This window comes from Citrobacter sp. CRE-46, assembly GCF_059615875.1.
Window position 1 is genome coordinate 2,664,289 of the sequence record NZ_CM184341.1, and the last position, 19,082, is coordinate 2,683,370.

16 protein-coding genes and 1 pseudogene are annotated in these 19,082 nt (G+C 51.4%); 12 read left to right on the plus strand and 5 right to left on the minus strand.

The genetic code is table 11. From position 1 onward, the window contains the following. The first annotated feature begins 19 nt into the window (after positions 1–19). On the plus strand, positions 20–1,057 hold the full coding sequence (gene curA, locus AC534G_RS12925) for an NADPH-dependent curcumin/dihydrocurcumin reductase (RefSeq protein ID WP_110498038.1): 1,038 nt from the start codon (positions 20–22) through the stop codon (positions 1,055–1,057). 31 nt (positions 1,058–1,088) lie between these two features. On the opposite strand, the gene pqqU is transcribed toward curA, so the two are convergent. Further along, on the minus strand, positions 1,089–3,209 hold the full coding sequence (gene pqqU / locus AC534G_RS12930) for a TonB-dependent receptor PqqU (RefSeq protein WP_199981086.1): 2,121 nt from the start codon (positions 3,207–3,209) through the stop codon (positions 1,089–1,091). Positions 3,210–3,470: 261 nt separating this feature from the next. On the opposite strand from pqqU, the gene yncE reads away from it, so the two are divergent. Continuing rightward, positions 3,471–4,532 carry a 7-bladed beta-propeller protein YncE gene (gene yncE / locus AC534G_RS12935; protein WP_038640696.1) on the plus strand — a complete coding sequence of 354 codons (1,062 nt, stop codon included), beginning with the start codon at positions 3,471–3,473 and terminating at the stop codon, positions 4,530–4,532. Positions 4,533–4,668: 136 nt separating this feature from the next. Continuing rightward, on the plus strand, positions 4,669–4,890 hold the full coding sequence (locus AC534G_RS12940) for a YgdI/YgdR family lipoprotein (RefSeq protein WP_199983034.1): 222 nt from the start codon (positions 4,669–4,671) through the stop codon (positions 4,888–4,890). Between the two features lie 41 nt (positions 4,891–4,931). Here AC534G_RS12940 and ansP read toward each other — a convergent pair whose 3' ends face one another. Both ansP and AC534G_RS12950 read right to left on the minus strand, forming a co-directional pair. Next, entirely contained in the window at positions 4,932–6,374 is a 1,443-nt protein-coding gene (gene ansP / locus AC534G_RS12945; RefSeq protein ID WP_038640693.1) for an L-asparagine permease, read from the minus strand. Positions 6,375–6,655: 281 nt separating this feature from the next. After that, the gene (locus tag AC534G_RS12950; RefSeq protein ID WP_110498042.1) at positions 6,656–8,197 is read right to left on the minus strand and encodes a methyl-accepting chemotaxis protein; all 1,542 of its coding nucleotides are present in this window, start codon (positions 8,195–8,197) and stop codon (positions 6,656–6,658) included. Positions 8,198–8,705: 508 nt separating this feature from the next. Between AC534G_RS12950 and AC534G_RS12955 the strand changes: the two genes are divergently transcribed. The 9 genes and pseudogenes from AC534G_RS12955 to AC534G_RS12995 all read left to right on the plus strand — a co-directional run bounded on the left by AC534G_RS12955 (position 8,706) and on the right by AC534G_RS12995 (position 16,816). Next, positions 8,706–9,704 carry an MsnO8 family LLM class oxidoreductase gene (locus tag AC534G_RS12955; protein ID WP_085048182.1) on the plus strand — a complete coding sequence of 333 codons (999 nt, stop codon included), beginning with the start codon at positions 8,706–8,708 and terminating at the stop codon, positions 9,702–9,704. Continuing rightward, complete coding sequence (locus AC534G_RS12960; RefSeq protein WP_038640686.1) at positions 9,704–10,825, plus strand: amidohydrolase; 1,122 nt, start codon at positions 9,704–9,706, stop codon at positions 10,823–10,825. The genes AC534G_RS12955 and AC534G_RS12960 overlap by 1 nt, the downstream gene beginning before the upstream one ends. Before the next feature lie 25 nt (positions 10,826–10,850). Next, positions 10,851–13,109, plus strand: a pseudogene (locus tag AC534G_RS12965) (NtaA/DmoA family FMN-dependent monooxygenase). 10 nt (positions 13,110–13,119) lie between these two features. Continuing rightward, entirely contained in the window at positions 13,120–13,629 is a 510-nt protein-coding gene (locus tag AC534G_RS12970) for a GNAT family N-acetyltransferase (RefSeq protein WP_069324921.1), read from the plus strand. Positions 13,630–13,638: 9 nt separating this feature from the next. Further along, complete coding sequence (locus AC534G_RS12975) at positions 13,639–14,565, plus strand: amino acid ABC transporter permease (protein ID WP_038640681.1); 927 nt, start codon at positions 13,639–13,641, stop codon at positions 14,563–14,565. Further along, positions 14,549–15,322 carry an amino acid ABC transporter ATP-binding protein gene (locus tag AC534G_RS12980; RefSeq protein ID WP_038640679.1) on the plus strand — a complete coding sequence of 258 codons (774 nt, stop codon included), beginning with the start codon at positions 14,549–14,551 and terminating at the stop codon, positions 15,320–15,322. The genes AC534G_RS12975 and AC534G_RS12980 overlap by 17 nt, the downstream gene beginning before the upstream one ends. A gap of 251 nt (positions 15,323–15,573) precedes the next feature. After that, positions 15,574–15,795 carry a PAAR domain-containing protein gene (locus tag AC534G_RS12985; RefSeq protein ID WP_162620699.1) on the plus strand — a complete coding sequence of 74 codons (222 nt, stop codon included), beginning with the start codon at positions 15,574–15,576 and terminating at the stop codon, positions 15,793–15,795. Between the two features lie 90 nt (positions 15,796–15,885). Next, positions 15,886–16,419 (plus strand): hypothetical protein, encoded by a 534-nt coding sequence (locus AC534G_RS12990; RefSeq protein WP_233593763.1) that lies wholly within the window; start codon positions 15,886–15,888, stop codon positions 16,417–16,419. A 1-nt stretch (position 16,420) separates the two neighbouring features. Beyond that, on the plus strand, positions 16,421–16,816 hold the full coding sequence (locus AC534G_RS12995; RefSeq protein ID WP_110498044.1) for a hypothetical protein: 396 nt from the start codon (positions 16,421–16,423) through the stop codon (positions 16,814–16,816). 202 nt (positions 16,817–17,018) lie between these two features. Here the strand turns inward: AC534G_RS12995 and AC534G_RS13000 are convergent, their stop codons facing one another. Together AC534G_RS13000 and AC534G_RS13005 are read right to left on the minus strand one after the other, a co-directional pair. Then, positions 17,019–18,008: a zinc-dependent alcohol dehydrogenase family protein gene (locus tag AC534G_RS13000; protein ID WP_496594606.1), complete on the minus strand. Its 990-nt coding sequence runs from the start codon at positions 18,006–18,008 to the stop codon at positions 17,019–17,021. Positions 18,009–18,097: 89 nt separating this feature from the next. Continuing rightward, positions 18,098–19,027, minus strand: a complete 930-nt coding sequence (locus tag AC534G_RS13005; RefSeq protein WP_069324918.1) for a LysR family transcriptional regulator — start codon at positions 19,025–19,027, stop codon at positions 18,098–18,100. Positions 19,028–19,082 lie beyond the last annotated feature (55 nt).

The following is a 19,082-nucleotide window of genomic DNA, read 5'->3' on the forward strand; positions in this document are numbered from 1 at the left end:
AAAAGCAGAGGAGCACATCATGGGTCAACAGACTAATCGTAACCGCCGTTGGGTACTGGCTTCCCGCCCACATGGCGCGCCAATCCCGGATAACTTCCGTCTTGAAGAAGATGAAGTCGCAACGCCGGGAGAAGGTCAGGTTTTGCTGCGCACCGTTTTCCTTTCTCTCGATCCTTACATGCGTGGGCGCATGAGCGATGAACCGTCTTACTCGCCTCCCGTTGAGATTGGCGGTGTGATGGTCGGCGGCACTGTGAGCCGCGTCGTGTCCTCCAACCATCCTGATTACCAGCCTGGCGAATGGGTGCTGAGCTACAGTGGCTGGCAGGACTATGACATTTCGGACGGCAACGGGCTGGTGAAGCTTGGCGATAATCCTGAACATCCCTCCTGGGCGCTGGGTGTTTTGGGGATGCCGGGATTTACCGCCTATATGGGCTTGCTGGACATTGGCCAGCCGAAATCAGGGGAAACGCTGGTTGTTGCTGCTGCAACTGGCCCGGTGGGCGCAACGGTTGGACAGATTGGTAAGCTCAAAGGGTGTCGGGTGATCGGTGTAGCGGGCGGGGCAGAGAAATGCCGGCATGCTACCGAAGTGCTGGGCTTTGATGTTTGTCTCGATCACCATGCGCACGATTTTGCGCAACAACTGGCAAAAGCGTGTCCGCAGGGGATTGATATTTACTACGAGAACGTTGGCGGTAAGGTATTTGACGCTGTGCTGCCGTTACTCAATACCTCGGCGCGCATTCCGCTTTGCGGACTGGTCAGCGGTTATAATGCGACATCGCTTCCGACCGGCCCTGACCGATTACCGTTGCTGATGGCAACCTTACTGAAAAAGCGTATCCGGATGCAGGGTTTTATCATTGGTCAGGATTATGGTCACCGCATTCATGAGTTTCAGCGGGAGATGGGGCGCTGGATTAAAGAGGGTAAAATCCACTACCGTGAGCAGGTCACTGACGGTCTGGAGAATGCGCCGCAGACCTTTATCGGTTTGCTGACCGGTAAAAACTTCGGCAAGGTGGTTATTCGCGTAGCAGACGATGCATAAAGAGTGCTGGCGGGAGCGATTCCCGCCAGTATCATTCAAAACGCCAGGCCAGATTAATACCCACGCCATAGTTTCGTCCTGGCGCCGGTTCGTAGTATCGGCCATTTGATTCATTCACAATCACCGAACCGACGTAGGTCTTATCAAACAGGTTATCCACCCGGCCAAACAGGTCGATCATAAGGTTGCTGTAATAAAATTTATAGCCGGTATTCAGGCCGACTACGCTATATGACGGGGCTTTCGCCGTATTTTCATCATTAGCCATAATGTCACCCATATAACGCACATCTGCTCCCGCATACCAGCCTTCATCAGGCACGTAGCCCAGTGAAGCAAATCCCATGTTTTGCGCTATGCCGGGCAGTCGGTTGCCGTTGCAGTTTTGATCGCCGCAGACATTGCTGCGATAGGTTGCATCCAGCCATGTCCATGCCGCTTTTACGCGCCAGTTTGTGGCAAAGCGTTGATCCCAGGATAGCTCGCCTCCCTGACGGCGGGTTTTCCCGGCATTTTTATAGGTCGTACGACCGCCATTGTTACTATCAACGACGATTTCGTCATCCGTGTTGGTCTGGAACAGGGCCGCGGTAAACAGCCCATCGCCGATGCGCGTTTTGCTGCCGATTTCAATGGTGTCATTTGTGGACGGCTGTAAACCAAAATTCATGCCGCTTTGGCCATCGGAACGGTAGGAGAGTTCGTTAATTGTCGGCGTTTCAAATCCTCTCCCCGCAGCCAGATAGAGGTTCCAGGCGTCCGTCATCGCATATTTCAACGATCCGGCAGGGAGCCATTGGTGATAGCTGGCGTCCCCGCTGTCATCGCCGTTACCCGGCGTAATGTAGCGATCGTTGGAATCAAACCACACGGAACTGTAACGAACGCCGGCATCCAGCGAAAGCTTCTCCGTCAATTGCCACTGGGTTTGCAGATAGGGATCGACGTTCCACATCAGGTTACGTTCATTGCGTCGCACGTCGCCTTTCTGACCATACTCAGGCACACCATTATCAAGCCGATAGTTGTTATAGCCTTTACGGTTTTCACTCATGTTTTCATAGTTTATGCCGGTGGTGAAGGTCACCGGGATCCCCAATTCGCCACGGTGAGTCCAACGGTTATCTATCCCCTGATAATGACGTTGCAGAGTGATAACGCCTCCGGCATGGGAGGGTCTCAGCTGTGGGGCCATTGGGATCGACTGATACTGGGTGGTTTCGCGCTCCCCCGCATAGGTCATGATGCTGAGATCATCCTGCGCGCTAAGCTGGCGTTCATAGCGCAATCCCGCCTGGGTCTGTTTGATGGTTTTTCGCGTATTGAATTGCTCGGCGCGGGGCGATTGCTGCGGATTGGCATTCCACTCTGACTTCGTCAGGCCACCGGGATCGTCGGCCTTAATATCCACGCTGTTGAAAATCAGCGTCAGTTTACTCGCGTCATCAATACGTACGCCCAGTTTGGCATTAGCCAGATTTTTTTGCGCGCTGCTGTGATCGCGATACCCATGGGTAGTAAATCGGGTCGTTGAAACGGTGTAATCCACATCGCCTGGCTGAGTACCATCGCCCAGCGCTCCGGTGGCCTTTAAACCGTATCGCCAGGTGCCAAAACTACCGTAATAGCTGCTGGCTTCAATGGTGGGCGGCTCACGCCCTGTTTCAGTACTGACATTAATCACACCGCCGGAAGCATTGCCATACAGCGCAGAGAAGGGACCCCGCAGGACTTCAATATTTTGTACGCTGCTGATATCGATATTGGATGTTTGGCCTTGCCCATCCGGCATGGTGGCTGGGATTCCGTCTACGTACATACGAATGCCGCGGATGCCATACGTGGTGCGTGAACCAAAACCACGAATCGACAACTGGAGGTCCTGCGCGTAGTTCTGCCGATTTTGCACCTGTAGCCCAGGGACGCTGGTCAGCGATTCGGACAGGTTAATGCGCGGTGTTGCCAGACGCATATCCTCACCGGCAACAACGCTGACGGCGGCAGGGGTATCCAGTTCTGAAACGGATTGTGGCGTCGCGCTAACGATCAGCGTTTGCTCGTTTATCTCACTGTCTGCCGCGGCAAAAGTCGAGAGAAAGACAGGCAGTAATGAAACAGGAAAGACAGTATAGCGGGCTGAAAAAATCGTCATGAATAAGGCCAGTTTATGATGCTGACGCCGGAAAACGGACGGTAAGCATGTGAATTTTTTTATAAAAAAGATGAATTTTAACTCTACTGAATTGCGGTAATTTTTCGGGCAATGAAAACGAGTGTAGTCAATATGTGAAGAAGTGCTCCACTTTGCGATGAATAATGATTACTATTCTCATTCTTAAAAAGGCAAAACCATGATTTTGCTCATTGAAGCTATGTGAAGCAGTAACAAACGAATTTATCAAAGGGAGTCGTCATGTCTTTACGTCATCTGTTTTCGCCGCGCCTGCGTGGTTCTTTACTGTTAGGTTCACTGCTCGTGGCATCATCTTTTACGACACAGGCTGCGGAAGAATTGCTGCGCAAAGCCGTGGGCAAAGGTGCCTATGAAATGGCATACAGCCAGCAAGAGAACGCGCTGTGGCTGGCGACCTCACAGAGCCGCAAACTGGATACCGGGGGCGTGGTTTACCGTCTTGACCCGGTGACGCTCGAAGTGACTCAGGTTATCCATAACGATCTCAAACCGTTTGGCGCCACCATCAATAACACCACGCAAACGCTGTGGTTTGGTAATACGGTAAACAGCGCGGTGACGGCGATGGATGCCAAAACAGGCGCGGTGAAAGGGCGCCTGGTGCTGGATGCGCGTAAGCGTTCTGAAGATGTGCGCCCGCTGCAGCCGCGTGAGCTGGTCGCCGATGATGCGACCAACACGGTCTACATTAGCGGTATTGGTAAAGAGAGCGTAATTTGGGTCGTGGACGGTGAGACGATCAAACTTCAGGACACAATCCAAAATACTGGCAAAATGAGCACCGCTCTGGCTGTCGACAGCAAGGCTAAACGCCTGTACACCGCCAATGCGGACGGCGAATTTATCACTATCGATACCACCAATAACAAAATTCTCAGCCGTAAAAAGCTGTTGGATGATGGAAAAGAGCACTTCTTTATCAACCTGAGTCTTGACACGGCGGGTAACCGCGCATTTGTTACCGACTCTAAGGCTGCGGAAGTGCTGGTTATTGACACCCGCAATGGCAATGTACTGGCGAAAGTCGCCGCGCCGGAATCCCTGGCCGTGCTGTTCAACCCGGCGCGCAACGAGGCCTATGTGACCCATCGTCAGGCCGGTAAAGTAAGCGTGATCGACGCGAAAAGCTACAAAGTTGTCAAAACGTTCGAGACTCCAACATTCCCGAACAGCCTGGCGCTCTCCGCCGACGGTAAAACGCTGTACGTTAGCGTGAAACAGAAATCTACCCGCGAGCAGGAAGCTACTCAGCCGGACGATGTGATTCGTATTGCGCTGTAATTAACCGGAGGGGGAAACCCCTCCTGTCATTTCTCTAAACCTCACGATACGCCTCGTTACACCCCGCCAGTAGCCTGACTAACTTCAGGGACTTACACTACGCCCTCAACGGCTAACTGAATAACACGGGAATACCATGAAAAAGCCATTTATGTGTCTTTGTGCAGGCGTCATGCTGTTTACGCTGGCAGGTTGCACAACCAATTACGTTATGACGACCAAAAGCGGACAAACGATTACCACCCAGGGCAAGCCAAAGCTGGATAAAGACACGGGAATGACCAGCTATACCGATCAGGATGGGAATGCGCGGGAAATTAATAACAACGATGTTGCGCAGCTCATTGAAGCAGACTAAAAAAGAAGGCCTGAAGGGGTAACCTGTCAGGCCTTTTATCCTTACGGCGCGGTGCGGTGGATTTCCGCTACGCGTTTACGCACGCCGAACCAGCCCGCAACCAGCAGGATGGCGATTAACGGTAATGATGCGATGGTATAAGTGCCGTTTGGATAATCAAACGCCATCAGCACCAGCACGCTCAGCAGGAACAGCAACGTGAGCCATGAGGTAAACGGCGCACCCGGCAGTTTAAAACTGACGTCTGCGGTTTTACCTTCTTTAATCGCCCGGCGCAGACGCATCTGACAAACCATGATAAATCCCCACGACGCAATGATGCCCAGCGAGGCGAAATTAAGCACGATCTCAAACACCTGCGACGGCACCAGATAGTTCAGGAATACCCCTACAACATACACGACCAGTGTGGCGAGGATCCCGGCCCATGGCACCTGTTGGCGGCTCATTTTAGCCATAAATTTTGGCGCGGAACCGCCCATCGACATGGAACGTAAAATACGCCCGGTGCAGTACAGGCCGGAGTTCAGACTGGAAAGCGCCGCGGTGAGCACCACAATATTCATGATGCTGCCGATATACGGCACGCCAAGTTTGGAGAAGAAGGTGACAAACGGGCTTTGCCCCGCCTGGTAGGCATTCCAGGGCAGAAGCAGAACCAGCAGGACCACCGAACCCACGTAAAACAGACCGATACGCCAGATAACGCTATTGATCGCTTTCGGCACCATCGTTTGCGGATCTTTGCACTCACCCGCGGCAGTACCGACCAGTTCGATGGAGGCAAACGCGAAGACGACCCCCTGAACCAGTACCAGCGCTGGCAGCAGGCCATGCGGGAAAAATCCGCCATTGTCGGTTATCAGGTGAAAACCCGTGGCGTTGCCATCCAGCGGTTTTCCGCTACCTAAGAAAACGGTACCCACAACCAGGAAAATCACAATCGCCAGCACTTTGACCAGCGCAAACCAAAACTCCATCTCTGCGAACCACTTCACGCCGATCATGTTCATGGTGCCGACAATGGCCAGCGCCCCGAGGGCGAACACCCACTGCGGCACGTCGCCAAATGCGCCCCAGTAATGCATATACAGCGCAACTGCGGTGATATCGACAATACCGGTCATCGCCCAGTTGATGAAATACATCCAGCCCGCCACATAGGCGGCTTTCTCACCTAAAAATTCGCGGGCGTAGGAGACAAAGCTACCGCTGGAAGGGCGGTGCAAAACCAGTTCGCCAAGCGCGCGAAGAATAAAGAACGAAAAAATACCGCACACCAGATAGACCAGCGCCAAAGCGGGGCCAGCCATCTGCAACCGTGCGCCTGCCCCTAAAAACAATCCGGTACCAATCGCGCCGCCAATGGCGATCATTTGTACCTGTCGATTGCCCATCGCCTTGTGATACCCCTCTTCGTGAGCATTCAACCAGCGTCGTTTCGCCGCATGTTGTTCCGCGGCTTGCGTGTTGTGTGTGTTCATTACGTTTCCTGTTGACCTGACTGATTTACAAAATCCTTTTTGCCGCACCTGCTGCGGCGAAAACAGCGTTACCCTTCATTGTGTTACGGGGGAAAACTGCCGGCCGAGCATCCTACATTCAATTGTTCACTTGCGCAAAGCCCCGATAACAAGAATTCAGCATTTTTGTGCAGCCGGAACTGGCGCGGTGTGGCCTCGATTCAGCCAATAAAATAAAGGGGCGTTTTAACCAGGGAGAGGAGTGCGCTTATTAAGACATTCGCCCGATAAGCGCCGTAACGTTATGCTGATACGCCAAAGACCTGAACGGCCTGCTGTAAGCGTGATGATCGCTGGGTCAGATCGGCGGTAGCATCAGTAACACGTTCCACCATTTCGGCGTTATTGTGTGTCATGGCGCCCACGCGTGAAATTGAATCGTTAATCAGATCCAGCGCCTGGGTTTGCTCTCGCGTGGCCAGACTAATCTCTTTGATCATCATCGACATCTGCAGGACATCACCAATCATCCCGGTGAGATGCGTTTCCGTTCGCTCCACCATTTTGACGCCGCTGTTAACGTTGGCGACGTTCTTCTCGATCAACTGTTTGATCTCTTTTGCCGCCGACGCCGAGTGCTGCGCCAGATTGCGAACTTCTGCTGCGACAACGGCGAAGCCGCGCCCGGATTCTCCGGCTCGCGCGGCCTCAACCGCGGCATTGAGCGCCAGGATATTGGTCTGAAAGGCAATGCTATCGATAACGCCAATGATGTCGACTATCTGTCCGTTATCACGCGAGATTGCCTGCATCATGGCAATGGTTTGTTTCATGATATCGCCGCCTGCTGCCGCGTTGGCGCTGGTTTTATCTGCCATGGTCATGGTCTGCGCCGCCGTTTCAGCGGTTTGCTGTACCGCACTGCCAATTTCTTCGATGGCGGCAGCCGTTTGTTGCAGGTCAGCGGAGGTTTCTTCTGAACGCTTGTGCAACGCAGTACCTTCTTTTGATACCCGCTGACTGATGGCGCGAATACCGGATAGTTGCGTACTGACGTCATCGACCAGCGAATTCAGATTAAGCCCGGATTGATTAACCAGACGCATCAACATTCCTATTTCATCGACCCTGTTTAAAAGACAGTTATCGGCTTTACGACCAGACACCACTTTCTTCATTTGCGTCAGTAGCGTATTAACTGGCTGACAAATTTGATACTTAAGGTAAATAGCCAGTGCCAGAAACAGCATCAACAGCCCACCCGCCTGAATAATAGAATTCACAGGGGATAAGATAAATAACAACGCCAGCAGGGCAGTTACCCCTAAACTATAATTGACGCGCTGGCTAATACTCAGCCATTTAAACATTGAAACCCATGCCATTATGCCGCGACGAATGATAATACCTTTAAACAGACGAAAGCCTTTAAGCTGCTGACTATTTATTTTTTGATATAAGTTTTCACTTTGGGTTATTTCATCGCGCGAAGGAACAGTGCGTACCGAGATGTAACCAGTGAGTTTTTCATTGTGCCAGACCGGCGTCACGTTGGCCCGCACCCAGTAATGATCGCCATTCTGCCGCCGGTTTTTCACCATTCCCGTCCAACTGTCCCCCTGCTGTAGCGTGTACCACATATCGGCGAAAGCGGCAGGGGGCATATCAGGGTGGCGAATAATATTATGCGGCTCGCCCATTAACTGGTGTTCGCTGAATCCGCTGGCGTCAATAAAAGCAGAGTTGGCGTAGGTAATATGACTTTCTTTATCTGTTGTCGAAAGCAGCGTCGCTTTATCGTTAAGTGCGTACTCAATTTGTGTAACAGGCATGTTACTTTTCATAGAGGCCCCAGGTGGTATGTATAAGCCATAAAAAAATCCCCACAATAAAGCCAGGGGATATTAAAAACTGTTTAAACCATTTTAATAAGAAACGCTGTATTCTCTACTAATCATGATTTCGGTGGAAGTAGTTATAATAAAAATCCCAACGTATAAAAGTTGTTAATTGTCATGAAAGTGAAACATCTAATACAAATATATAACGTGGCAAGCTATTTAATCTGACTTAATGTAAATCACGCTAAAAAAATCCCCATAAAAATCACACAGGCAGAAAGGATAAGGAGGGTATTACGGTAGTAACAACAACCCTATTATATTTTGTAGGTAATACGTGCAGGCTGTTTTTGCGGCGTGTTTCGCCCGTGAGAGATAAGCCGAATCTTATCCCTGACAGCAACAGGGCTGGTTATCTACTTTTTTGCTGAGCAAATGTGAATTAAGTGTTTCATTATGATTATTTGATAATTTAATAATAAAGACATGTTAACAAATATGGGCCTGTAACATGTCATATCGCCTGAGTATTCTGGATAAAAGCCCCGTTGGGGAAGGAGAAACTGCCGTGATGGCGCTTGCCCGGACCTTGCGTCTGGCGCAACTGGCAGAAGAGTGGGGATACCATCGTTTCTGGATCGCGGAACACCATAATACACCACAGTTGGCCAGCCCGTCGCCGGAGCTGGTGATCGCCTGGATCCTTGGGCAAACCCAGCGTATCCGCGTCGGTTCCGGCGGCGTCATGCTGCAGCATTACAGCCCGTACAAAGTGGCGGAAAACTTTAATCTTCTGGCATCGTTGGCCCCCGGACGTGTCGATCTTGGCGTCGGAAAAGCGCCTGGCGGCTTACCCCTGTCGACTCAGGCGTTACAGTTGGGACTTCATCAGGATGAAAAAGGCAGTTTTGCTGACCAGCTTTCTCAGCTTAACGGTTGGCTGGCGCTAAACGGCACGGAAAGCGGGGAAACGGTTTTCCCGACGCCAATCCCACCGCGACCGCCAGAAGGGTTTGTGCTGGGAGCCAGTGTGCAAAGCGCTCAGTTGGCAGCGCAATCCGACTGGAATTTCATCTTCGCGGCACACCTCAACGGTGACAGAGCGTTATTGCGTGACGTTTTGTCCTTCTGGCAGACCCACAGCACACGCCCGACGATAGTCGCCGTCCAGGTGATTGTTGCTGACAGTAACGACACCGCCGCGCAGCTTGCGGAAAATGTGCAGATCTGGGGCGTGGAACTCGAAAATGGCCAACGCGTCACGGTTGCCAGCGAAGAGCAAGCGCTGGCCTTCGCTGCGCAGGCTGGCAGTCCGCCCCGCAAAATCGCGCGTCGTGAACAGGCCTTGTTACACGGTACTGCCCACGACGTGTTGGCAAAACTGAACGCCCTGCATACGCAATTTGGCATTAATGAGTTCATTATCGACACGCCAGTGGCAGAAGGGCACGCGCGTCTGACGTCGCTACGGTTGTTGGCACAAGCCCATAACGCCGTGGAGGTGGTCTGATGACACTGGCGACAACGCTTATCAACTGGCGTCGTGAATTGCATCAACACCCGGAACTTTCCCTGCAGGAAGTGGCGACGACGGCGCGTATTCGCGACTGGTTGCGCAGTGCTGATGTCCAGATTCTGCCATTCAACCTGAAAACCGGTCTGGTCGCGGAAATTGGTCAGGGAGAAGAGATCATCGCCTTGCGGGCGGACATTGATGCCCTGCCGATAGAAGAAAGCGCCGATGTTCCGTTTCGCTCACTCACGCCGGGGGTGATGCACGCCTGCGGGCACGATATTCACACCAGCGTCATGCTTGGCGCCGCGCTGCTGCTTAAGCAGCAGGAAGCAGACTTACCGGGGCGAGTACGTATTTTGTTTCAGCCCGCGGAAGAGAGTTTTGGCGGCGCCAAAACACTGATTCGCGCCGGTGCACTGCAAAACGTCGCGGCTATTTTTGGTATGCACAATGAACCGGGTTTGCCGGTAGGGGAGTTCGCCACGCGCGGCGGTGCATTCTATGCCAATGTTGATCGCTTTGTGTTACGTATCAATGGCAAAGGCGCACATGCGGCGCGTCCGCATGAAGGCAAAGACGCCATCCTGCTCGCCAGCCAACTGGTAACAGTTTTGCAAAGCGTTGCCAGTCGCGATGTTAACACCCTGGATTCAGTGGTGCTCAGCGTGACCCGTATTCAGGGAGGAAACACATGGAACGTACTGCCAGAGTCCGTAGAGCTGGAAGGGACGCTCAGAACGCATCGCATTGAGGTGCAGCAGCAGGTCAAAGCCCGGGTAAATGACATCGCCGCCGGATTTGCCCACGCTTTTGGCGCACAAATTGATGTTATCTGGCATGCGGGACCGACCGCGCTGGTGAACGATGATCGTTGGGCGGATATCGCCACCGCCGTGGCGAAACAATCAGGCTACGCCACCCACTATGCCGACCTGCATATGGGCGGGGAGGATTTTGCCGTCTACCTGCAAAATACGCCTGGAGCGTTCGTCAGTATTGGTAGCGCCAGCGAATACGGATTACATCATCCGGGATTTAATCCGGATGAACGCTTAATAGAACCCGCCGCGCACTACTTTGCTCATTTAGCAAAAACGGCATTCGCACACATTTAATTTTACCTGTTGGGTAGGGGTTATTATGGCTGAAAATCGGCAACTACGGCTCGGCACTATTCTGCATGGCGCATCGGGAAATATGTCTGCATGGCGTCATCCGGCGGCGCAGGCCGATGCCAGTATTAATTTTGACTTTGTTAAAGAAACAGCGCTTATTGCGGAAAAAGGGAAGTTGGATTTTATTTTTGTCGCCGATGGTCTGTATATTAATGAAAAATCAATTCCACATTTTTTAAATCGCTTTGAGCCGCTGACGGTATTATCTGCGTTGGCCAGCATCACCCGCAATCTGGGACTGGTTGGCACTGTCTCCACGTCATACAGCGAGCCCTTTACCACCGCCCGGCAGTTTGCCAGCCTCGACCATCTCAGCCAGGGCCGTGCCGGATGGAACGTGGTGACGTCGCCTCTGGAAGGGTCGGCAAAAAACTATTCCCGCGCCCAGCATCCAGAGCATGCCCAACGTTATCGTATTGCCGATGAATATTTACAGGTAGTGAAAGGACTGTGGGATTCCTGGGAAGATGATGCTTTTACCCGTAATAAGGCAAGCGGAGAATTTTTTAATCCGCAAAAATTGCACACTCTTAACCATCATGGGGATTATTTTCAGGTTGCCGGGCCGTTAAATATCGGGCGAACACCACAAGGCCGTCCAATTATATTTCAGGCTGGGGCTTCATCCGATGGCAAGAAATTAGCGGCGCAGCATGCTGATGCCATTTTTACTCATCAGGCGTCGCTGGCGGAGGCTAAAGCGTTCTATCAGGATGTAAAAAGCCAATTAGCAACCACCGGGCGCGGTTCCGAACAACTGCATATATTCCAGGGCGTCAGCATCATTGTTGGCGACAGTGCAGAGGACGTAGAGCAGCAGTATCAGACTACCGCTGCGCTGGTTTCCATTACTGACGCACTGAACTACCTTGGCCGCTACTTCGAACATCATGATTTTGCCCAATATCCGCTGGACGCACCGTTCCCGGATCTGGGTTCCCTCGGACAAAATAGCTTTCGCAGCACGACCGATGAGATCAAGCGTAATGCGCGCGAACGGGGGTTAACGCTACGTCAGGTTGCCCTGGAAGCAGCCAGCCCGCGTCCGCGTTTTAGCGGCACGCCGCAGCAGGTAGCCGACGGCCTTCAGCAGTGGTTCGACGAGAAAGCGGCTGACGGTTTTATCATTCAGGGAGGAACGCCGGATACCTTCCCACGTTTTGTCGAACAGGTTATCCCCGTGCTTCAGGCTCGTGGCCTGTTCCGCCATGAATATCCCGGTACGACCCTGCGTGCAAGCCTGGGATTAGCGACACCTGCAAATCAATTCACACAATAAGAGAAAAGCGCTATGCAGAAAAAATCAGTCTTCCTCGCGCTGTCGCTGGCTTTCAGCGCGACCGTCTGGGCAAATGACGTGACTATTAACGGCACGGGCGTAAGCCTGGAAGCCAATAAAACGCCGATTAATACGGCAAAAAATCCGCAGGCGATTGCGCAATTACCTGCGAACCTGCACCTGGCCGTACCGGGCAAATTCACCGTGGCGATTGCCGGGCTCAGTCAGCCGCCGCTGACTGTGTTTGCCGATGACAATAAAACACTGATCGGCAGCGAGGCGGACATTGCCCGTCTGGTGGCAGACAGTTTGGGTCTGGAACTCAACGTTGTGCCCACATCATGGGAAGACTGGCCGCTGGGCGTCACCTCCGGCAAATATGATGCCGCGATCAGCAATATTACCGTCACGAAAGCGCGCAAAGAGAAATTCGATTTCGCGACCTATCGTAAGGACTCCCTGGGCTTTTATGTCAAAACCGGCAGCAAGCTGAAGAAAATCGAGCAGGCGGAAGATATCGCCGGTCTGCGCATTATCGTCGGTTCGGGGACGAACCAGGAAGCCATCCTGCTGGCCTGGAACGATGAAAACGTGAAGAAAGGGTTACAGCCGTTTACGCCAGTGTATACCAAAGACGATGCCGCCCAGACTCTGGCCCTGCAGTCAGGTCGCGCTGATGCCTACTTCGGTCCTAACGTTATTGGCGCGTGGAAAGCCGCGCTCAACGGTAAAACACAATTGGTGGGTAGCGTTGATGGCGGTTGGCCAAAAGCGGCACATATCGCCGTGACGCTGAAAAAGGACAGCGGTTTGGTTCTGCCTGTGCAAACCGCCCTCAACGGCGTGATTGGCAACGGCGACTACGACAAGGTACTGAACCGTTGGGGGGAAGGGGTGGAACGCATTCCGCAATCTGAGATCAACCCAGCCGGGTTAGGCGACTAAGGAGGTTATCGTGAGCGATCAATTTCGCGTGGTCTCACCTGAAGCCAGCGAGCTGCAACCCATTTTGAACGGTCTGTTTGGTGAATATGCCGCCCGCTATGGCGATTATTTTTCTCGCGACGCAGAGGTGGAGCTGACCGAATGGTATCTGGCGCCGCAGGGGCTATTCGTAGTACTGGAACGTAACGGTGAGATCATCGCCACCGGGGCCTACAAACCTTACGACAAAGATACCGCCGAGATTAAGCGTATCTGGACGAAAAGCAGCCTGCGACAGCAGGGGCTGGCGGCGCGCGTAGTGCAGGAGCTGGAGCGTAGGGCGCTACTCGCGGGCTACAGCCGGATTTATCTGACCACCGGATTTCGCCAGCCGGAGGCCGTCCGGCTGTATTTAAGTCAGGGCTACGATCCGCAGTTTGATACGGAGCGCGATCCCGAAGAGTACAGCCAGCCGCCGTTTGATGGCCGACTGCGCTTTACCAAACTGTTGACCATCGCCGGTCAGGCCAGAATAGCCTGAGGAGATAAAATGAAAACGACTGATAGCATTAAAGTCGTACCGGCGCGCTATCCCATGCGTACCGTCGGAGCGATCATTGCTTTGTTTGTTCTGGCGGTGATTATCCAGTCCGTAGCGTTTAACCCGCGCTGGGAATGGGGGGTGTTTGCCCGCTGGTTCTTCGATCCGGTTATCTTGTCCGGTCTCGGGCAAACATTGTTGCTGACGCTTATCGGTACGCTGTTGAGTATTCTCATCGGCGGTCTGCTGGCGCTGGCGCGACTTTCATCTTCCTGGCTGCTGAACGGTCTGGCATGGGGATACATCTGGCTGTTTCGCTCGTTACCGCTGATTGTCGTGCTAATCGTTCTGTACAACTTCTCCTATCTGTACGACACGTTGACGATTGGTATTCCGTTTACTCCCATTCAGTGGGGCAGTTTTGAGACCATCAATGTACTCGGCCAGTTTTCCACTGCGGTAGTCGGCCTGACGCTGGTGCAAAGCGCCTATACCGCTGAAATTATTCGTGGTGGATTTTTGGGGGTTGATCACGGTCAGTACGAGGCAGCTGCGGCGCTGGGCTTACCGGCATGGCGACGTACGCTGCGAATTATCCTGCCGCAGGCGCTGCGCACTATTTTGCCTGCCGGGTTCAATGAAATCATCAGTCTGGCGAAAGGGACGGCGATGGTATACGTGCTGGCCATGCCTGAGTTGTTCTACACCATCCAGATGATCTACAACCGCACGCAGGAGGTGATCCCGCTGCTGATGGTCGGCGCAGTGTGGTATCTGGTGATCACCAGCGTCCTGTCGTTAATTCAGCACCTGGTCGAACGCGCGCTGGCACGTAGCGAACGACGTTCAGCGATCAATACCGCCCGGGTGAGTCGTGCAGAAAAACGCAGTCGTCAACGTCCACAGCAGGAGACCGCCCATGTCCCACTCGCCTGAAGGCCATATTTCTATTACCGGCGTCAGCAAATACTTCGGTCGCCACAAAGCGCTGGATAATGTGTCGCTGGAGATCCCGCCCGGTACGGTAACCGTTATTCTTGGCCCATCCGGCTCCGGGAAATCCACTCTGTTGCGGACTATCAACCATCTGGAGCGCGTCGATGAAGGTTTTATTCAAATTGATGGCGATTACATTGGCTATCGTCGGCAGGGAGATAAGCTGTATGAGCTGAAAGAGGCGGAAATTTTGCGTCAGCGCGTTAACGTCGGCTATGTGTTCCAGAACTTTAACCTGTTCCCGCACTTAACGGTGCTGGAGAATTTGATTGAAGCGCCCATTGCGCACGGTCTGGCAACACGTAAAGCCGCCACCGAGCGGGCATTAACCCTGCTTGATGCGGTAGGGCTGCGTAATAAAGCCGATGCCTGGTCGCGTCACTTATCCGGCGGACAGCAACAACGTATCGCCATTGCCCGTGCACTGGCATTAAATCCGCGCGTCATGCTGTTTGATGAACCCACGTCAGCGCTTGATCCCGAACTGGTGGGCGAAGTGCTGGATGTTATCAAAGCGCTGGCGCAGTCGGGAACCACGCTGGTTGTAGTAACGCACGAGATTGGCTTCGCCCGAGAAGTGGCGGATCAGGTGGTGTTTATGGTCGATGGCAAAATTGTCGAGCAGGGCAGCAGCGAGCAGGTGCTGAATCATCCACGCCACACGCGCACCCAGCAGTTTTTGTCGAAAGTGCTTTGAGTACTGCGTCCAAAGAGTGAAATTATCAAGAAAATATGAACGTCCGTTAATCCTAAATTAGTTTTCCTTTCGAGTAACAAACTTAGTGACTAATTATCAAAAAATCATTTTATTATCATGTGAATAATGACTTGGATCTGGAATATATCACCCTTAGTAAAGTTGTGAGCAAGCATAGTAAAACTTTGCTTAAATCATGTGTTATGTATCATGCCATTGAGTATTACCACTTTTTAACTAAGGAATTGAAAATGGTAAGAGCACTGGCCTGTCTCGGCGATAAAACAAGTTATGGAAAAATTATTACTGCTTCTGCATCCTGGTATGATGGTGATAGAGCTATTGCCCAAACCGGTGACAGGGCAATTTGTCGGAAATGCAATGGACATTTTCCAATTTTCGCTTCTGCAGTGGACTGGATGGAAAATGGTAAAGCATATGTAGCTACTGGCGACAGGGCGCTGTGTGGCTGATCCAATCACTATGTCTTTGGTACAGCCACACAATATACCAGCAGTGGCGCGGGTACTTTAACCACCCGCGACACCAGTCAATTATCGATAATGATGCAGAACTCACAGGATGTCAGCAGCAGAAACTGTATTCATTTTAAGTGTGCAGATGATGATGGCAGACCGAAGATAGCCGGTACAGACTGGATGACACTTGCTGGACTCAGAGATTCAGAGAATACAATGCTGAGCTTTGATGCTCTTGATTCTCCAGTTGCTGGTTTCACAATTTGGCAAATTTTGGCAGAATGGTTTGAAAAAGTCGGCTATAAAATGGTTTTCAGTAATGTCGGTATTACTCAGGCGGGTGTTCAGGGAATCAGAGATTTAAATAAATATATTGAGCAAGATTATAAAGTCGTAACATTGATAAATGATGGACTTCTTGTAAATAGTACAAATAAAACAACATTACCTACACATTGGGTTGTTTGGAATGGTTCAGTCATGCAAGATCCTAATGGATATATTAGTTTAGAATTGTTTTCTTGGGGAAAGGAAAAAAACTGGATAAAACCAAACAAAGATTTGCAATTTTTTATCAACAGGTTTTTTGGAGGGATGGTTTTCAAATCATTGAAATAAAATGGGAAAATTTTTTTTGGTTCTGCCTTTATTTTTATTGTCTGCCTGTTCGTTGCAGGCAGAATTCACTCCAGAAGGGGAGGTGCTTAATGATGCAACTGTTGGCATTCCCTATTATAACCAAATAAATATATTTGGTGGAGTAGTTCTTTCTTATGATCTTTATGGTAAACAAGTCATTGCTGGAGATATTCATCCAGATAATTTAGGGCTTCACTTACAGTATTGTGATGATAATGAATTCAATAATTGTATTCAGATTAGAGGGACACCAACAAAAGCAGGCATAGCTAAAGTGCGAGTACATGGGGGCTTAGGTGGCGGAATGCTTTCAAAATCAGGAGAGTTCGATAAAACCTATACAATTACGGTCAAAGATTCAGAAGGATCTTCTTAAGATCGTTTGAGAGACGCTCTCAGCATAGCCCATCAAGATACGAGAACCCGCTCAGAGACAAGTTTTCTCATTTCTTGATGGTTAAAAATAGCATTAACGTACAATATTAGGTGCTGAATCATCCACGCCACACGCGCACCCAGCAGTTTTTGTCGAAAGTGCTTTGAGACACATTGCGGCACAAGGGTGTGCCGCACAGGGGTTATACAGTGACGACGATTTTGCCTACCTGACCGTTGGCTTCCATGTATTGATGTGCCTCGACGATATCATCAAAGGCGAAGGTTTTATCAATCAGCGGCTTGAGCTGCCCGGACTGCAATCCTTCAAAGATAAACCGTTTCGCTCGCGAAAGTTTTTCTGCGTCCGAGGTGATTTCAAAAATTTCATAACCACGGAAAGTCAAATGGCGACCGAGGATCTCAATGACCGGTATAGAAAGGTCGCGTGCATCAAGCGAGCCATATTGGAAAAAGATCCCACCGGCCGGCATCACCTGGGCAATTTTTGCCACTCCCGGGCCACCGACCGGATCGAAGACCACACGGGTTCCTTTGCCATCAGTAATGCGTGAGATCTCAGTGACAAGATCTTGCTCATGACTGGCGATAACATCTGCTGCCCCAAGCTGCAAAAGCTGGTTTCGCTTCTCGCTGGTTCGCGTCATCGCAATAGGCTTTGCGCCGAGCATATTAGCAATCTGAATTGCTGCCAGTCCGACGCTACTGGAAGCAGCATTGATCAGCACATTATCTCCAGGTTTAATATCCGCATATTCAACCAGTGCACCGAATGCGGCCACATACATCATCCAACTGGCGGCGGCTTCGGCAAAGCTGAGGTTTTGCGGATGTTTTACGACCGCGTGCGCCGGGGCATTAACGAGTTCTCCATACATACCATATTGATGAAAGCTGAAAGCCGGAATGACGCTAACGTAATCCCCAGGTGCAAACTCACGTACGTTGTCTCCTACGGATTCAACGACTCCGGCAGCTTCATAACCCAACCGTGCCGGGAAATTAGGTTGATAAATATACTGGCCTGTGCGGTACATAATCTCCGCACGGTTGATACCAATTGCCCGTACGCGGATCTGAACCTCATTTGCATCAGGCGCGGGAACCTGCATGTCCTGAATCTTCAAGACGTCAGCGTCACCAATTTGATTAAAAACTACGACCTTAGACATAGCAGACCTCAGTAAATTGTTCTGTATTGGGTCCGTACAATTTAACGATTCAGATGAGAGTGAAAAACCGCAGTTGCGGAACTTCACTATTACTCATTTCGTAACAATCCCTGAAGCCGCGGTTTTTGTTGGCTAAAAAGTTCGCACAGCCAGTCAATGAATACCCGCACGCGAGGGGTGAGGTGACGCCTGTCGGGGTAAAGCACAGAAACCGGTTTTGATTCTCCGGCGTAATCGGCCAGCACCTCAACGAGCTGACCCGACTGGAGGTAGGGGGCCAGCACGGCATGAACACCACGTATGATGCCGAGTCCAGATAAACAGCCGGTCAGCAATATATCGGAGTTATCAACGCTTATCCGCCCGGTGGGCGTGAACGATAAAGTTTTACCTCCGCTAATGAAGGACCACTCCAGCGCTTCCCGGTGACGCTCGCTAAAAAAGTTAAGCGCCTGGTGTCGGGATAAATCCTCTGGCGTCTGCGGTACGCCATGTTGTTGCAAATAATCCGGTGACGCGCAGGTCACCATCTTTACTTCACCAAGCCGCCTGGATATCAGGGAAGAGTCTTGTAATTCGCCGATACGGATCATGCAATCGATACCTTCGGCAAGCATATCGATTTTACGGTCGGTGGAGGTGAGTACCATCTCGATGTCAGGATATCGCGACTGGAAATCTTTCAGCGCAGGAACTAACACGGAATGCGCCAGCGACAGAGGGGCATTAACCCTGAGTTTTCCGCGTGGCGGGCGGGTTGGCGAGAAAGAGGCCATGATGTCATCAACGTCGCCAAGCAGTATTTTTGTGCGTTGGTAAAAAGCGTCACCTTCATCGGTCAGCGTCACTTTACGGGTTGTGCGGTTAAGTAACTTTGCCCCCAGTTCGTCTTCAAGATGCTGGATGGCTTTGGTCACTGCGGGGCGATGCAGGTGTAATACGTCTGCAGCTCTGGCAAATCCACCTTGCTCAACAACCTGTATAAAAATGGTCATATATTCAAACATACTGGAACGCATCGCTTATTTCTCCCGATATCCGATCATTATTATTATGAGAGTAATAATCATGCCT

What these genes read in the sequence shown, in the direction of transcription:
- curA (WP_110498038.1), top strand. Translation starts at nt 20, where the DNA reads ATGGGTCAACAGACTAATCGTAACCGCCGTTGGGTACTGGCTTCCCGC.
- AC534G_RS13000 (WP_496594606.1), bottom strand. Translation starts at nt 18,008, where the DNA reads ATGTCTAAGGTCGTAGTTTTTAATCAAATTGGTGACGCTGACGTCTTG.
- AC534G_RS12955 (WP_085048182.1), top strand. Translation starts at nt 8,706, where the DNA reads ATGTCATATCGCCTGAGTATTCTGGATAAAAGCCCCGTTGGGGAAGGA.
- AC534G_RS12985 (WP_162620699.1), top strand. Translation starts at nt 15,574, where the DNA reads ATGGTAAGAGCACTGGCCTGTCTCGGCGATAAAACAAGTTATGGAAAA.
- AC534G_RS12960 (WP_038640686.1), top strand. Translation starts at nt 9,704, where the DNA reads ATGACACTGGCGACAACGCTTATCAACTGGCGTCGTGAATTGCATCAA.
- AC534G_RS12980 (WP_038640679.1), top strand. Translation starts at nt 14,549, where the DNA reads ATGTCCCACTCGCCTGAAGGCCATATTTCTATTACCGGCGTCAGCAAA.
- ansP (WP_038640693.1), bottom strand. Translation starts at nt 6,374, where the DNA reads ATGAACACACACAACACGCAAGCCGCGGAACAACATGCGGCGAAACGA.
- AC534G_RS13005 (WP_069324918.1), bottom strand. Translation starts at nt 19,027, where the DNA reads ATGCGTTCCAGTATGTTTGAATATATGACCATTTTTATACAGGTTGTT.
- AC534G_RS12940 (WP_199983034.1), top strand. Translation starts at nt 4,669, where the DNA reads ATGAAAAAGCCATTTATGTGTCTTTGTGCAGGCGTCATGCTGTTTACG.
- yncE (WP_038640696.1), top strand. Translation starts at nt 3,471, where the DNA reads ATGTCTTTACGTCATCTGTTTTCGCCGCGCCTGCGTGGTTCTTTACTG.
- AC534G_RS12975 (WP_038640681.1), top strand. Translation starts at nt 13,639, where the DNA reads ATGAAAACGACTGATAGCATTAAAGTCGTACCGGCGCGCTATCCCATG.
- pqqU (WP_199981086.1), bottom strand. Translation starts at nt 3,209, where the DNA reads ATGACGATTTTTTCAGCCCGCTATACTGTCTTTCCTGTTTCATTACTG.
- AC534G_RS12990 (WP_233593763.1), top strand. Translation starts at nt 15,886, where the DNA reads ATGATGCAGAACTCACAGGATGTCAGCAGCAGAAACTGTATTCATTTT.
- AC534G_RS12950 (WP_110498042.1), bottom strand. Translation starts at nt 8,197, where the DNA reads ATGAAAAGTAACATGCCTGTTACACAAATTGAGTACGCACTTAACGAT.
- AC534G_RS12995 (WP_110498044.1), top strand. Translation starts at nt 16,421, where the DNA reads ATGGGAAAATTTTTTTTGGTTCTGCCTTTATTTTTATTGTCTGCCTGT.